Origin of the sequence: Aquimarina gracilis, from assembly GCF_035285365.1 — a bacterium.
Lineage (GTDB): Bacteria > Bacteroidota > Bacteroidia > Flavobacteriales > Flavobacteriaceae > Aquimarina > Aquimarina gracilis.
Window position 1 is genome coordinate 99,245 of sequence record NZ_JAYKLX010000012.1, and the last position, 16,196, is coordinate 115,440.

Consider the following 16,196-nt stretch of genomic DNA (forward strand, 5'->3'; position numbering starts at 1 on the left):
AAATGTATAATGCGTAGTTAAACTGTATTTTGTTTATCGCCAAAAGTTGATATACCTAACTTAAAAACGTTTTCTATGATCTTAACTGTACAATTTTATTGATTCAAAATAGCCAGTGCCAATTTAATAGTATTATAATCAATGGCCCCTTCAAAGTGTTCAAAATAAGGTTTTAAACCTTCGGGATGGTCAAGTTCTTCTTTGGCTTTTTTAACAGCGTCTATATCTTGCTTATCTATAAATTGATGCAAATCAATGGCTTCGCCTTCATTGTATAATTTCATGATATGCGAAAAAACAGTAGCGACTGCCAATTTTCGTTGCATGGCAATTTCTTCAATAGATAGCCCTTCTTTGTAAAGCGCCAGGGTTTCTTTATGGGTATTACCTTTTTTAGCGCTTTTTTTCTTCTTCTTTTTGGTTTTGGAGGAAGAAAAATCAATGATCTCTTTGATAAAACGGTATCCATAATTTTGCATTTTTTGCCTACCCACACCATTGATTTGCATGAACTCTTCATCACTCACAGGGCGAAACTTTTCCATTTCTTTTAATGTGGCATCACTAAAAATCTGATAAGCGGGAATGCCAGCTTCTTTGGCCAATTCCAATCGCAATGCCCTTAGTTTCTCAAACAAGTCGGGAGCAGCTCCCTGATCAGACTGTATTACAACAGGTTGTTTGGCTTTTTCAAGTTCTTTTAAGTGGGCAAGGCTTATTTTTTCTCCTTCAAACAGTATCTTTTTAGAAAGCGACGTTAGTTTTAGCTTATTATTTTGGTGAAAAGCAATTTCCAAATATCCCTGGTTGATCAATTGTATGATATATTGTTGCCAATCTCTCCAGGCAATATCATTGCCAATGCCGTAGGTTTTTAGGTTTTGATACTCCTTATCATATACTGCCGCATTTTGTGCCCCGCGTAGTACATCGATGACAGTACCTATGGGTTCTTGTTCTTTAATTCGGGTTACACAAGACAAAGCTTTTTGTGCAATAATGGTTCCGTCTATAAAAGTGGGTGGGTCGTTACACACGTCACAATTGCCACAATCTTCTTCGATCAACTCTCCAAAGTAACTCAACAAAATTTTACGTCGACAACTTAAGGATTCTGCATATTGTTTCATACGATCCAATTTGGCCAATTGCACTTCTTTATTGCCAGACATATCGGCAAACTTTTGTAGCTGTACCACATCGGCATAGCTATGAAAGAGTAGGGTGGAAGAGGGAAGCCCATCCCGACCAGCACGGCCAATTTCCTGATAATAGCCTTCAATATTTTTGGGCAGGTTATAATGAATCACCCAGCGTACATTAGATTTGTCGATACCCATACCAAAAGCAATAGTGGCGCATACAATCTGGGTGGTGTCGTTGATAAAATCTTCTTGTACCTGTGATCGTTTTTGGTGATCAATACCGGCATGATACGCTTCTGCTTTATACCCTTTATCATTGAGTTTTTCGGCCAGTGCTTCGGTGGTCTTTCGGCTTAGACAGTAAATAATCCCGCTTTGGTTGGGTTTGTCGGATAAAAAATTATAAATCTGCTCGATTCTTTTGTTTCCTGGTCGTACTTCTAAGCTTAAGTTTTTTCGATCGAATGAGGCTAAATGCTGTGTCGCCTCGGGGATGTTAAGCTGATCGCAAATATCCTGTCGTGTGGCTTTGTCAGCGGTCGCAGTAAGTGCAATAACCGGAGTTTCCGGAAATTTGCTTTTTAGATAGCCCAGTTGTGTATAGGCCGGTCTAAAATCATGTCCCCAGGCCGAAATACAATGCGCTTCGTCAATAGCGACAAGACTGACTTTGACTTGTGATAATATGGTATCCAAAAAAGATAAACTCTCTGGGGCTACATACAGCAATTTGATTTCTTTGTCAAGAACCTTTTGATAAATCTCCTGCTGCTCATCGGGGTGTTGACTACTGTTTACATAGGCTGCGGCAATACCATTGGCCAAAAGTCCGTCGACCTGGTCTTTCATTAAGGCAATAAGCGGGGAGATCACCAACGTTATGCCTGGTAATAGGATAGCAGGCAATTGATAACAAATTGATTTACCACCCCCGGTGGGCATAATGACAAGATTGTCTTTACCTTCAAAAATTGAATGGATGATTTCTTGTTGTAATGGGCGAAAGGTATCATACCCAAAATATTCTTTTAGCGTCGCTAAGATTTGTGGTTGCTCTGGCATAACTACAAAAGAACAAAAATAGCGTTAGAAAATAAATGGAACACTTAGATCTTTATCAACCAATTTGTTCGTGGTTTAAAATTAATATTTCCACAAGGATAAGATATCGTAGTTTCGTTTTTTGAAACAGGGAGATTTTATTTTTTTGGTAGTACGATTCATGGATGGCTCCCGAACGGAGCGAATAGATAAATTCCTATGTGTCAAAATAATAGGGTTATGAATAAATCCGGGTTATCGAGGATTAAAATTTGGCCGTCTTTGTATATAAGTACAAACCTTTCGATCTAGCACTTATTAGCTATGTTTTATAAACGTTTTTATGCACCGGCTTTTTCATTCCAAAAGTCAACAATACTTTTGGTTATGACATTTTTATTATCAAAAAACAGGTTAATATCTATAGATTCTTGTTTGTCAAAATAATAGAATTCAATAGTATCCACTTTTATATTTTCTTTTATGATTTTCATTATATGAGAATCATTATTTGGAGATAACCCTATGAATGTTATTTTTCCCTCCACAGATTTAAGTCTATTGACAGAATAATCAATTGAAAATTTCAAATCAGACTCTTGTGTCTTTAAGATAACGGCTTCATAAAGTTTTTTTATGATTTCATTATCTGAATTTTTGCATTCTTCAATTTGGCTACCAATTTCTGGATTTTCTTGCATTCCTTTTGCAAATTTATCTATTGCAGAATTTGCTAATTCAGGTTGATTTGCAGAGAAAAGTTTAAATGCTCCCGAACTTCCAGTTATTGCATTAGAAAATGTATGTTCAAATCCCATAACAACTGGAGTTTTTTCAGCAGGTTTATCAGATAATCGATTTCTAAAACTATTAGAGTCGTAAACTGGGTCAAGTACGTGAAAGGCTCCGTGTAGGTATAATACATTTCTGTCTATTGCTAACTCGACATTCTTATCATAATTTGTTGTAAACACGTTATCAAAAGAACTGATGTAATCAATAACTCTAGCCGGGAACTTTAAATACAGCTTGTTAATTTCTCCTTTGTTAAATATTGAATCTAAAAAAAGTCTACGCAAAAATTCTTGAAAATAATATCGTTCTGGATTCGTGATTTTATTTTTTCGACAATGCAATTCGTTTAGCAGAAAATAATATTCAAAACCTATATCAGAAATAGAGACATTTTTTGAGTAGTTTCTTTTGAAACTTTCTAATTCTTCTTTTTCATCATTTAATACAGCTAATTGGTCATAATCTCCGTTTAAAAAATTTGGAACTGATGAATGTAGGGTATAAATCCAAGTTTCAATTTCTTTTGTGTAAACTTCGGATGAAAAATCACCAGTTTTTAAATAGAGCAAAGCTCTTTCAATTATGCTCTTGTTTGTGTATTCAAATCCACCGAACTGGATATCTATTCCGTTTCCTATTATTATACTATTCATTCAGTTTCTTGCTTGTGTATAACAATTATACAAACCCAATCAAGTTTATATATTCTCTACAAATGACAAAAACACGTTTACAAAGTGAAGTAGGGGTGTTGTGAAAATAGCATTTTATTTTTAAACATCATGAGAATGTGTTACTTTTTAACTAGGGTAACTTGATGGTTTACCCTCCAAAGGGCCACTATATAAGGGGGTGCACCCCTCTCGGTAAGGGGTCGAGGCTGCGCCAAGGTGGTTCGAGTTGATCATTTGGTGCTTGCACGCGATACGTTGCCGCTTCATTTTGATCTTTTGATCCTTGTTTTTGATCCATTGCGGCTTCGAGGCGATGTTTTACCGATTATTTTTGATAAACAGATGGGTGCCGATCCAAAAAAAGGTGGTTCGAATTACCTTGGTATCGCTTCGCTTTACCTTTTTGATAATCCGAACCACCTGTATAGGTGCTTCGCGCTGTGATTTTGATGCCTCGAACTACCTTGTTAGGGTCTGGAAGCACCGCTAAGACTCTTGGACTTACCTTTTTGACCTTTACTTTCTTTTTTCCATCGCCGAAAAAAGAAACAAAAAAGGCTAGTCTCAAGAAAGTACCGCTAAAAATTTTGTTCGTATCGCTAAATTAAATGAAGCTTTATACCTAACTTAAGCAGTATTCTGATCCATTGAAGTAGCTACTTTGTTGATACAGGCATGATTTTGCAAATTTAATTTTACGCTGTATTCACTTCATTTTTTACGCAGTACTTTCTTAAGACGTTTCGATTTATTGTTTTTCTATATGTTGAGAAATGGCCTCATAATAGCGATCAGCAACCACCTTGGCACCCGCTTCATTATAATGCACATCATCGGCCATATAATCATCGGTCCAATCGGTCGACATATTGACCACAATTACTCTAGAAGTCGCATCGGTTTGTTGTGTTCCTACATTGGCAATACTACTGTTGAACTCATTAAAAGTTGTTGTAACTTCTGTGGTCATGATATTGGATCTGCCCGGAGCTATTTGCTCTAAGAAAATAGTGACATTGCTATTGTTGCTCTGTAAAAGATCAATAATTTGATTAATGTTGGTTATGGTATTCGATACGGATGCATTGCCTAACAAATCGTTACCCCCAATACCCAGCAGGACCACATCGGGGGTTCCTGTAGAAAGGGCCGCAGTAATATTCTCCAAAACATCTTGAGTGGTAAAACCGCCAACACCTGCATGATCTTTGTCAAAACTCATGCTCATAAATTCGGGATACGAAGCCTCATCTATAAGAGGACCTATGAAATCAAATTTCCATTCATTGGTCACCAGGTTTTTCCATAACTCATAGCGGTAGCTCTCAAATTCGGGTCGGGCACCTTGTACTCTGGAATCGCCAAGGGTTAAAATTTTTAGGTCATTACCACTTGAGGGAGGGGGTGTAGTAGTATCATCACTTGAACAAGATAGGATGGATAACAGCCCAATACATAATACTAACTTAAATTTTGTAATTACTCTCATGAATGAATTTAAAAAGGTTCGTTACTAGAACAGGTCAAAATTGTTTTACCCTACCAAAAAAAAGAAAAAAGGAGTTGTTTTACAGCGTATGACTGTGTGCAGTAATAAAATTACAACCATAATGGTTTATTTTATTACTTCACTAATCTGAACCACAGGCTGAATATTGGTATAGTTTGGAATATCACCAACGATTTTTTCGGCATTAGGTGCAAATGCTTCTTGATAGGCCGAAAGCGAATCAAAATATAAATAGCCAATTGCCAAATAGGGAACAGGTTCGTCTGGCGTTCGGCCAGCTATTCCTTTGTCAATGTTTAGTTGCTTTAATGCGTCACCAAATAGATTGGCAAGCATAGGCATGTGGGTATTGGTATAGTAGTCCATGTCAAATGTTTTTCCATCGCCGTTGGGATATAGAATCGTTACTTTAACCATGCCTTTTTTGATTTCGGTATTTGTCGAGGTTTTTGGCTGGAAGCTTGTAAAAAGAATGATGGTAACCAGGGTTGTCAAGATGATTTTGATATTCATGGTGTAGAAGATTTTATGATTTTTAACGGTTTGTGTACAGCTTGTTGCAGAATTTTCCATGAGAAATATTCCGGTACGTTACCAAGGTAGCAAAATTGCAATGAATTCCATAACGGGATTCAGCTGCAATGAGCAATACACCTTATGCGCTGTTATTTTTTATTCAGAGTATTTAAACCTGAATTGGCACATCCAACAAGGAAACATACACAAGAATAGGTGAGAAGATGTTTAATTATTTTTGTGATATTATTTCGATTGCACATAACGTTTTGTGTAAAGTCTGTTTTAATACATTTTTACACCATGTTAGTTGTTCGTTTGGTATAGCGCAATTCGATTCCCTTCGCTATCTTCAAACTCTGCTACAAAACCCAGTTCTCCAATCGAGGTCATTGGATAGAGAACTATTCCACCATTCTCCACAATATTTTTCAATGTATTTTCGATATCTAAGCTACTAAAGTAAATAATGACGCCATCTTTGGTCGGTTTGTAAGTCTTACCTTTTGCCAATGCTCCCGAGATTCCAGATTACCCGTCTTTAAATGGAAATAAAGCCATTTGGTTATCGTCAATAATTTGTTTATCAAAATTAAAATGAAATACAGAACTGTAGAATTTTATTGCTCGGTCAATATCGTAAACAGGTATTTCAAAGTATACTACAGGATTTTCAAATGTTAGCTTAGTTTCCTTCATAGTATCTATAGTAGTATCGGTTTTACAAGAAACTATTGTCATCATCAATAAACATGTGAACGATGTAATATATGTCCTGGCTTTTAATATGTTCAATGAATTTCTCAAATTACTGCTAACGTTCTGTGTATGGTGTCGTAGCCTCCCGAAGGGTATGCACGATACATCTTTTTAACTCTAGTTTATTTTTTAAATAATCTACTTAGCCACCCTTTATTATTGCTCGATCCATTAATGATTTTTTCAATTTCTTCGCTGAAGGTCCAGTCTTTTGGGGTATAGGTTCCTCTTTTTTTATCATAATTAATATAATCATTGTAACCTTTATTCAGTTGTATAAGCTTTGCTTTAATGTCTACTCCATTGCTATCAGTTACAGATAAATCAATATCAATTTTTGATTTTAAAATTTTATCAATCAATTCATAGCTTACTTTATGATCGTGCATAGATGTTGCTGTTGCATAGTTTTGAATTGGGTACCTTCCTTTGTAAGGTTTGTTTATGTCCTCGTTATATTCACTAATCAATAATTGAATTGTTTCATAGTTGTTACAAGAGTTCAATAAACCTTCTGTTTTTCCTCCTTGAGAAATAATGTGTTTTAGAAATCGGTGATTATGAACATAGGTTTCAACAACATTTTTATAACTATCACCTCTGGAAACATTCGGATCCCCGTATTCTTTTAAAACTTCTTTGAACCGCTGAAAACCCAATTCAGGATTTTGAACAGTATCGAATAGGAAATAGTCGAAAACTTTAGAGGAGCTCTCTGGTTTTGGAGGTAAATATTCTTTGAGCTCATCATCACCAAAATCATAAAACGATAGGGAATCGATAAAATCATTAAAAGAGTTAGTGTTAAATTTCACTAACCCATCGCCATCCGAATAACAAGTAGCATAAATTTGCCCTTTTTCTTCATCACCAAGATAGATGTGATAGCAACCTCTTTCGGCAATAGCTATGGTTAGTAGCTTTTCAATATCTATTGGATATTTTTCACTATCATATTCTTTAATGTATTCGTAGTCTGAATACATTACTTTGGTTTGTTTTTGCATAATTAAGTCTTCGACACTTAAAAACCTTTCAACGGCCCATACGCCCATGTTAGTATCAGTTTCTATCGTTGGTACATTTGGATAAATGGTGCAACCATTGTGCTTTTGAAGAAATGACTTGTATTCATTAGGTAGACTAGTTTCCAATAAGCTTTCTAGTTCTTCAATTTTTTTCGGTGAAGCTTGCGGTTCATCATTATTTATATGTTTATCCATCTTTCTTTAATTAGAGCTAATACGTATACAAATCCAATTGAATTTATCTATTCTATACAAATAACAAATGTACGTTTACAACGTGAAATAGGGGTATGGTGAAAATAATATTTTGTTTTTAAACCTCATGAGAGGATGCCTTTTTAACTTGATAAGTTTGGTGCGATTACAGGTTAGACTCCGTTATTTAAAGGGGAGGGTCGACTTCGCTCAGGCTTCAGGATAATACTAAGCGGTCACTGAGCACTTCGGCAAGCTCAGTATGATACCTCAACCCTTGTCGAACCCAGAGGTTCTCGAAGGGTGAAGGCGTTGAAGTGGTAGTCGAAGCGTGCCAAAGAAAAAACATTATACGGCTCCTATTATCCCTAAAACACCATATAACATCCCATTTTTAAAGGCATTGGACACTAATTGTTGGATACTTCCCTTGATAGTTATTCTTTGTTTATTAAACAATATTTAAAAAAGGATGAAAATCATAATATACTTTTAATGGATAAAGGGAGTAACGTTAAAAAACTATATGTGCAATATTTAAAGAAGATATGAAACAAAATAACATATTAAATTTCGAAAAATTAATACTACTACTAGTAGTTCTTCTTTCTCATGCTTTAGTGCAGGCTCAGACCCCCATGCAGCGTCGTGCGATTACCCAGGATTATGATCATAGCAAGCTTCAGGCAATGGCCGAGGATTTTACTGCTACTGCTCGTGCAAATAAACAGGAAGCGCTATCGCTGGCCAAAATACATGGATGGGAGCCAATGAAGTACAATGCAGATGGGACCTTCAGTGAGCTCATGGGGGTCAGAGATGATGGCAGCCCCATTTATTATACACTGTATAACGTCAACGCCGCCAAGTCAACGCGTACAAATCACTTGAATACAGGCGGTTCGCTGGGGCTTGATTTAAATGGCCAAGACATGAAAGTTTATGTATGGGATGGTGGTCCTACCTTACCCACCCACCAGGAATTTAATGACCAGGCTAACCCTAGAGTGATCATTAATGATGGTGTAACAACACTGAATGGAGATAGCTGGCATGCCCAACACGTGACCGGGACCATTCTGGCAGCGGGTGTACAACCAAATGCCAAAGGCATGGCTCCCCTGGCAAAAGCATTTACCCATGAATGGAACAATGATCGGGGAGAAGCAACCATTGCAGCAGGTGAGGGCATGCTGTTGTCCAATCACTCTTATGGATGGGATCCCCAGTTCCTTTCCAGCTGGAACTTTGGAGCTTACGAGGGTACTGCAAGGGCCTGGGATGAATTGATGTACAATGCCCCTGCGTACTTGCCTGTGTTTGCTGCAGGAAATGACGGAAACTATACAGGCAATGATGCTCCGTTGAATGGTAATCCAGCTTTTGACAAGTTATCAGGCTGGCAAACCGCCAAGAACCATCTCGTGGTGGCAAACGCACATGACGCTAGCGTTGCATCCGATGGCTCATTGATAAATGTCGCTATTAACTCCAGAAGCAGCCAGGGACCAACAGATGATTTCAGGATAAAACCCGATATTACTGGTAATGGAACGAGTGTATACTCCACGCATGTCACCAGTGATGCGGGCTATCGTTTTGCGTCGGGAACTTCCATGGCAGCTCCAAATGTAACAGGAAGCCTGTTACTGTTACAGGAGTACTACGAAGATGAGAATGATTCATTCATGCGAGCGGCCACACTGAAAGGTCTGGCCTTGCATACCGCGGACGATGCAGGCATGGCAGGACCTGATGCCATCTTCGGCTGGGGACTGCTCAACGCAAAAGCCGCAGCGCAAGAAATTACAAACAATGGCACAACTGCTATCATCGCTGAGCTCACCTTAACCCCAGGCCAATCATACTCCCTGCCAGTTGAGGCAGATGGGGTCAATGATTTGATCGCTTCCATTTCGTGGACCGATCCTCCCGGAACAGTTACGCCCTTTAATACTCCCAACAACTCCACACCCACATTAGTCAATGACCTGGACATTAGAGTAACCCAGGCGTCCAGTACCTTCTTCCCTTATCGATTGACTGGAGTAGATACCAATGATCAAGGGGACAACATCGTGGACCCATATGAACGCGTTGATGTGAAAGGAGCCAGTGGGAATTACATCGTTACCGTTACGCACAAGGGTTCACTTTCAGGCGGATCTCAGAACTATTCACTAATCGTCACAGGAGTGAATATTAGCTGTGATATGGCTGGCACTCCTACTAATCTTAATCTTGGTACTGTGGGTGAGAATACGGCTACCATATCCTGGGACGCTATTCCAAATGCTACCTATGATATAAGATATAGAAAATTAGGATCAGCGAACTGGACAACCGTTTCCTCTTCCAATACTTCCTTTTTTGAGCTAAACGGCCTGGAAGTTGGTACCCAATATGAAGTCCAGGTAAGGAGTAAATGCCAGGACAATAGTGTTTCTGCTTATACTGATTCAGTTTTTTTTACAACAGAAGAAAGCTTAAGCTTCATTACGTTTTGGCGTACAACCAGCGTTAACGAAGAAATTACCATCCCGACCAATAACGACAGTGGTCCTTATAGCTACACCGTCGATTGGGGGGATGGAACGATTGATCCTGATCAAACCGGAAATGCTACCCACACCTATGCCGAAGCAAAACAGTACGAGGTAAAGATCACCGGAAATTTTCCTCATATTTATTTTAATGGTCGCGAGGGATCAGACAAAATACAGGCAGTAGCACAGTGGGGAGACATCCAGTGGAAAAGCATGGTTGGGGCTTTCAAAGGATGTACCAACCTGGAAATCATTGCTACCGACACACCTGATTTGTCACAAGTAGAAGCTATGTCAGAAATGTTCAGTGGGGCTACTTCATTCAATCAGGATATAGGTGGTTGGGATGTGAGCAAGGTAATAAACATGCATGGCATGTTTCATGGAGCAACTGCTTTTAATCAGGATATAAGCAATTGGGATGTAAGCAATGTAGAAATTATGCGTAACATGTTTTGGAAAGCAACTTCATTCAATCAAGACATAGGTCGTTGGAATGTAAGTAAAGTAACATCAATAACCTGGATGTTCGAAGAAGCTACAGCGTTCAATCAGGATATAAATGGTTGGAATGTAAGCAACTCAACATCCATGTTGGGGATGTTCAAGGATGCTACAGCGTTCAATCAGGATATAAGTCGTTGGGATATGAGCAATGTAGAAAGCACAGCTTCGATGTTTGAAGGAGCAACTTCATTCAATCAGGATATAAGAGGTTGGGAGGTAGGTAATGTAATATACATGGAAGATATGTTCAAGGGTGCTATTTCGTTCAACCAGGATATAAGTCGTTGGGATATGAGCAATGTAGAAAGCACAGCTTCGATGTTTGAAGGAGCAACTTCATTCAATCAGGATATAGGCGGCTGGAACGTAAGCGATGTCACCAATATGGCTGGGATGTTTAATAATGCTACTAACTTCGATCAGAACATTGGTGGTTGGGACATAAGCAATGTCACCAATATGAGAGAGATGTTAAGCAATAGCGACTTGTCCATGGTCAATTATGGGGCTACATTAAAGGGCTGGGCAGACTTGCCCAATACTCCCACAGGGATCACCCTGGGAGCAAATGAATTGGTATACGAGCAAATAGGAGCTGCTCACAGACAAAAACTGAAAGACGTTCATGGGTGGACCATCACAGGAGACACCAGGGAAGACAACAACGAGGCTCCTACGGTTGTATTGGCACCGATTACCCTGACACTGGATGAAAATGGTGAAGTCACCCTTTTGGCAACTCAATTGGACAATGGTAGTACGGACAACTTTACGGCACCCGAAAATCTTATGTTCAGTTTTGATGCCGATGGCAATGAAACCGATAGGGTCTTTGACTGTAGTGACCTGGGCGATCATCAAGTGACCCTCTACGTAACCGATGAGGCTAAAAACTCGGCAAGTGCGACTACCATAGTGACCGTTTTAAATTCCGCTTTGGGTGAAAATGGGTGCGGCAATATTGCAAACGATGCATTACGGGTGCTGGTGATGACCCCCAGCTGCACAGGCAGTGCCGATGGTTCGGTAGAGGTGATCATGGATATCCCCGAATATCTTATGGATATTTCGATAGAGGGCGATACCATCGAGAATCGTTTTTTTCAGGACATCGCTTCCAGTACCAATTTTGAAATCGATGACCTGGCGGTTGGCAATTATACGGTTACCGTTATCATACCAGAAATATCCTTTGAACGTACTTTTGGGGTCACGGTCAATGAGATAGGTTCGGTCAGTGGCAAAAGGGAGTCCCTTGATCTTAAACAAGGTAAAGCTAAGTATGTTGTACGGGGAAGTGATCGTTACCAGGTTTCTGTCAACGGAGAGAAAATGGACTTCGCTTTTGGGGACACGGGCCTCCAGAGCATACAATTGGAAAACCTGTACGGTCATACGGACGTTGTTATTTCAGGGAGAAACGACTGTCAAGGCAAGGTTACCGATAGTTTTTTTATGAACAGCGTTCTGGCGGAGGTATATCCAACGATAACCTCTTCTTTTATTACCATTTTAACGCATAGCGATTCCCTTGATGTACAGGTCTATACCCTTGTGGGAAGACTTGTAAAAAAGGCAAGGTTTACAGAAAGGGAGAACATTATGGACCTATCGTTTCTTGAATCAGGGATCTACATCCTTAAGATGACCTCTAAAAGAAAGGGACAAACCATTAAAATTATAAAAAGATGAAATGTAGCAGAATTATATTTTTATGTTTAGGAGCCTTTGGCCCCACTTTTTTCTCTTGTGGCGGCGGCGATGACGCACCACCAGTGGACCCGGTGAATCTTCCGGTAATGGCAGTTGGGACATTGCCTGCAAATAACGAACCCTGCTCTGAATATGAGGAAGTGGCCGGTGATGGTGCAAAGGTACTCGTTTTGTTCGAATGGGAGGCCGCGCAGTTTGCAGACAGTTACGTGTTGACAATCTTGGAAGGAAGTACTCAGGTCTTCAATAATTCGTTCAATGCCTTGAGCACAAAGGTAGAATTGGATAGGGGAAAGACCTATACCTGGTCGCTAACATCGGTCAATGAAGATGGGCAGACCATTGGTGATAGCTACTCTTTCAGCACTCCTGGTGTTCCCATCGGTAATTTTGCTCCTTATACTGCCGTGATAACGATCACTTTTGATGAAGGTCCCTCGCAGATGAAGATCTCCTGGACAGGGAGTGATCAGGATGGGGACGCTCTGACCTATGATGTGAAGGTTTTTAAAGAGGGTAGATCGATTTTTGAAGCGGTTGATTTGGCATCGACCGCCATAGCGCCCATTGAGTTCAGTATCGAAACAGAGTATTCGGTCGAGGTGATATCCAAAGACGGTTCTGGGAATTTTTCCATATCCAAACGTACGGTACTCTCACCTGATTAAAGACCGTAGCAGGGCCGGGCAACCAAACCGCCACGGCGACCACCACAGTGATCGTTAAAGCGGTCGGCGCTTATGGGACCGTTCCGCCCCTTACGGATTTCAATAATGGGTTTTCCCCCAACGGCGATGGCACTGCCGATACCTTGGTGATCCAGGGCCTTGAAGCGTATGTGAACAACGTGGTCAAGATATACAACCTGAGCCAACGTTTGGTGTTCAGTGCCCATTATGGGGGACCTGGCAATGCCTGGGACGGCACCCATAAAGGCAGACGGGTACCCGTTGGTTCTTATTTATGTGTGATCGATTACAACGAACCGGGGATGGGCCAAGAGGCAAAAATGATCTATGTTAATTATTGATGTTTTTGTTTCTGTAATGGTCGGTGGTAATAACAGAAAAGTCAACTATCTCGGGGCAAGCCCACAAAGCATTCGTTAGGAAAGGGCTTAAAAAATCGAGGCAAGCCGGAGCATTTAAATCTCGATTATTGAGTAAACCCTTAGTATCTGGCCTTGTCCCATAAAAAATGACGGGGACCGTTGTTTCCGATCCCCGCCGTCGGTATAAAACAAACCTAAATGAAAAAACTTTACTCTTATAAAACCAATGGTCGATCCGGCACCGCGCCATTACTCCATTGGACCTACTTTTTCGTTGTATTGCACTTTGTTGACAACAAAGGTGGGGATTTCAGTACAAGACTCAAGATAAAAAGTGCCTATATCTACTAAAACCGGGACGAAGAAGAGATCAAAGGGGATTTCTGGATTTCCAAAATCCCAAAATTCCAAAATCCCCAAAACACCTTATAACATCCCGTTTTTAAAGAGGTTGGGCACTGATTTTTGGATATTTTTCTTGTATGGGTATTCTTTACATTAATTAATATTCAAAAATGATAAAAACAAGCCCATCATGAAAAAACAAATACAATTACAATTAATAGGGGTATTCCTTTTTGGTGCCATACACTTTGGCGCCTATGGCCAGGTACAGATAGGCAGTGATATCGATGGCGAGGCAGCGGGTGATGGGTCAGGAAGAAGTGTAAGCCTGTCGGCTGACGGTAGCGTGCTGGCCATAGGAGCTTCCTTCAACGATGGAAACGGTATCGATTCTGGCCATGTACGGGTGTATAAAAGGGATGCCAGCGCCCCGCTGGGTTGGACACAGCTGGGCAGTGATATCGATGGCGAGGCGGCGAACGATTTTTCAGGGGATCCAATAAGCCTGTCGTCCGACGGCAGCGTGCTGGCCATAGGGGTTATGTTCAACGATGGAAACGGTAATGCTTCAGGCCATGTACGGGTGTACAAAAGGGATGCTAACGCCTCTTTGGGTTGGATACAGGTGGGCGGTGATATCGATGGAGAGGCGGCGGGCGATTTATCAGGAAGAAGTGTAAGCCTGTCGTCCGACGGCAGCATGTTGGCCATAGGGGCTACAAGCAACGATGGAAACGGTGATGGTTCAGGCCATGTACGGGTGTACAAAAGGAATGCTAACGCCTCTTTGGGTTGGATACAGCTGGGCGGTGATATCGATGGCGAGGCGGCGAACGATGGGTCAGGAATTAGTGTAAGCCTGTCGTCCGACGGCAGCATGTTGGCCATAGGGGCTACAAACAACGATGGAAACGGTGATTTTTCAGGCCATGTACGGGTGTACAAAAGGGATGATAACACCTCTTTGGGTTGGATACAGCTGGGCGGTGATATTGATGGCGAGGCAGCGAACGATCGGTCAGGAAATATTGTGAGCCTGTCGGCTGACGGCAGCGTGCTGGTCATAGTATCTATAACAAGCGGTGGAAACGGTGATTTTTCAAGCTATTCAGGGGTGTTCAAAAGGGATACTAACGCCGCGCTTGGCTGGATACAGCTGGGCGGTAATATCGATGGCGAGGCGGCGCAAGATTATACATCTAGTATAAGCCTGTCGTCCGACGGCAGCGTGCTGGCCATAGGGGCTACAGGCAACGATGGAAACGGTGATAGTTCAGGCCATGTACGAGTGTACAAAAGGGATGCTACCGCCCCTTTGGGTTGGATACAGCTGGGCAGTGATATCGATGGCGAGGCGGCGGGCGATTTTTCAGGAAGAAGTGTAAGCCTGTCGTCCGACGGCAGCGTGTTGGCCATAGGGGCTACAGGCAACGATGGAAACGGTGATCGTTTAGGCCATGTACGGGTGTACCATATAGGCGCAAGTGGTGTTTCCATAGAAGCTCCAGTGCAGACAAATGCCATGACTCCCTTTGAGGTTACCTTTACCTTCGATAGGGGAATTACCGATTTTAACAAAGAAGATATTGCTGTGGCCCATGCCACAGTCGATAATCTTACGACCATCAACGCCGCTACCTATACGGCCACCATAGCACCCGATATAGCCACATGTAACCCTATTGCCATTAACATACCTGCGGGCTCAGCATTCGATGTGGATTCGAACCTACCCAATTTTGCAGCGCAGGAGATGGTCGTCGAAGTCGTGGACGATGTTCCCCCCGATGCCAGGGCCAAGGACATTACCGTGGCGCTGGGTACCAACGGGCAGGTGATCCTCAATGCCGACCAGATCAATGCTGGCAGTACCGATAATTGTGGGGTGGCCGCTCTGTTCATAGGCAGCAACCAGGTCATTACATCAGAAGGGACATTCGATGTTGAGTTGATCGTGGAGGATGTGAACGGAAACCGGTCCAGTGCCTTTGCCAAGGTAACGGTAGTGGCCCCCATAACGGTCTCGATAGACAATGCCCCATCGGGTGTGGAAGACCTGTCGCCCTTTACGGTGGAGATCATGTTCAGTGAGGCCGTTACCGGTTTTGAGCTGGGGGATATCGAAGTAGCCAATGCCACGGTAGGCGCCCTTACAGGCAGCGGATCGACCTATACCGCCACCCTTGTACCCACGTCCCTCTGTGATGATATCACCATCGATGTACCGGCCCATGTAGCGGAAAGCACCACTACAGGGTTGCCCAATCAAGCGGTCACGCAGCTAAGCGTGGGTACAGAGGATACCATGGTCCCCACCATAACATGTCCCGCCGATGTGGTGGCCAGTACCGCTGATAATGGTACCGGTGAC

13 protein-coding genes are annotated in these 16,196 nt (G+C 41.5%); 5 read left to right on the forward strand and 8 right to left on the reverse strand.

Translation table 11 applies throughout. The features are described from left to right. Positions 1 to 95: 95 nt before the first annotated feature. The 8 genes from recQ to U6A24_RS22380 form a co-directional block, all read right to left on the reverse strand. Positions 96 to 2,207: a DNA helicase RecQ gene (gene recQ / locus U6A24_RS22345; protein ID WP_324182254.1), complete on the reverse strand. Its 2,112-nt coding sequence runs from the start codon at positions 2,205 to 2,207 to the stop codon at positions 96 to 98. Positions 2,208 to 2,527: 320 nt separating this feature from the next. Then, entirely contained in the window at positions 2,528 to 3,634 is a 1,107-nt protein-coding gene (locus U6A24_RS22350; protein WP_324182255.1) for a hypothetical protein, read from the reverse strand. A gap of 346 nt (positions 3,635 to 3,980) precedes the next feature. Further along, the gene (locus tag U6A24_RS22355; RefSeq protein WP_324182256.1) at positions 3,981 to 4,223 is read right to left on the reverse strand and encodes a hypothetical protein; all 243 of its coding nucleotides are present in this window, start codon (positions 4,221 to 4,223) and stop codon (positions 3,981 to 3,983) included. Positions 4,224 to 4,403: 180 nt separating this feature from the next. After that, positions 4,404 to 5,144: an SGNH/GDSL hydrolase family protein gene (locus U6A24_RS22360; RefSeq protein WP_324182257.1), complete on the reverse strand. Its 741-nt coding sequence runs from the start codon at positions 5,142 to 5,144 to the stop codon at positions 4,404 to 4,406. A 126-nt stretch (positions 5,145 to 5,270) separates the two neighbouring features. Continuing rightward, entirely contained in the window at positions 5,271 to 5,678 is a 408-nt protein-coding gene (locus U6A24_RS22365) for an EthD family reductase (protein WP_324182258.1), read from the reverse strand. A gap of 309 nt (positions 5,679 to 5,987) precedes the next feature. Beyond that, positions 5,988 to 6,194, reverse strand: a complete 207-nt coding sequence (locus U6A24_RS22370) for a VOC family protein (protein WP_324182259.1) — start codon at positions 6,192 to 6,194, stop codon at positions 5,988 to 5,990. Positions 6,195 to 6,212: 18 nt separating this feature from the next. Then, positions 6,213 to 6,425 (reverse strand): VOC family protein, encoded by a 213-nt coding sequence (locus U6A24_RS22375; protein ID WP_324182260.1) that lies wholly within the window; start codon positions 6,423 to 6,425, stop codon positions 6,213 to 6,215. A gap of 137 nt (positions 6,426 to 6,562) precedes the next feature. After that, on the reverse strand, positions 6,563 to 7,663 hold the full coding sequence (locus tag U6A24_RS22380) for an SMI1/KNR4 family protein (protein ID WP_324182261.1): 1,101 nt from the start codon (positions 7,661 to 7,663) through the stop codon (positions 6,563 to 6,565). A 932-nt stretch (positions 7,664 to 8,595) separates the two neighbouring features. On the opposite strand from U6A24_RS22380, the gene U6A24_RS22385 reads away from it, so the two are divergent. The 5 genes from U6A24_RS22385 to U6A24_RS22405 all read left to right on the forward strand — a co-directional run. Beyond that, positions 8,596 to 12,408 carry a BspA family leucine-rich repeat surface protein gene (locus tag U6A24_RS22385; protein WP_407654085.1) on the forward strand — a complete coding sequence of 1,271 codons (3,813 nt, stop codon included), beginning with the start codon at positions 8,596 to 8,598 and terminating at the stop codon, positions 12,406 to 12,408. A gap of 230 nt (positions 12,409 to 12,638) precedes the next feature. After that, entirely contained in the window at positions 12,639 to 13,097 is a 459-nt protein-coding gene (locus U6A24_RS22390; protein ID WP_324182262.1) for a hypothetical protein, read from the forward strand. Positions 13,098 to 13,144: 47 nt separating this feature from the next. Continuing rightward, a complete protein-coding gene (locus U6A24_RS22395; RefSeq protein ID WP_324182263.1) occupies positions 13,145 to 13,459 on the forward strand; it encodes a T9SS type B sorting domain-containing protein in 315 nt (104 codons plus the stop codon). A gap of 219 nt (positions 13,460 to 13,678) precedes the next feature. Then, positions 13,679 to 13,831 (forward strand): hypothetical protein, encoded by a 153-nt coding sequence (locus U6A24_RS22400; RefSeq protein ID WP_324182264.1) that lies wholly within the window; start codon positions 13,679 to 13,681, stop codon positions 13,829 to 13,831. 184 nt (positions 13,832 to 14,015) lie between these two features. After that, positions 14,016 to 16,196, forward strand: a 2,181-nt coding sequence (locus U6A24_RS22405) for an Ig-like domain-containing protein (protein WP_324182265.1), incomplete at its 3' end; no start/stop codon positions are given.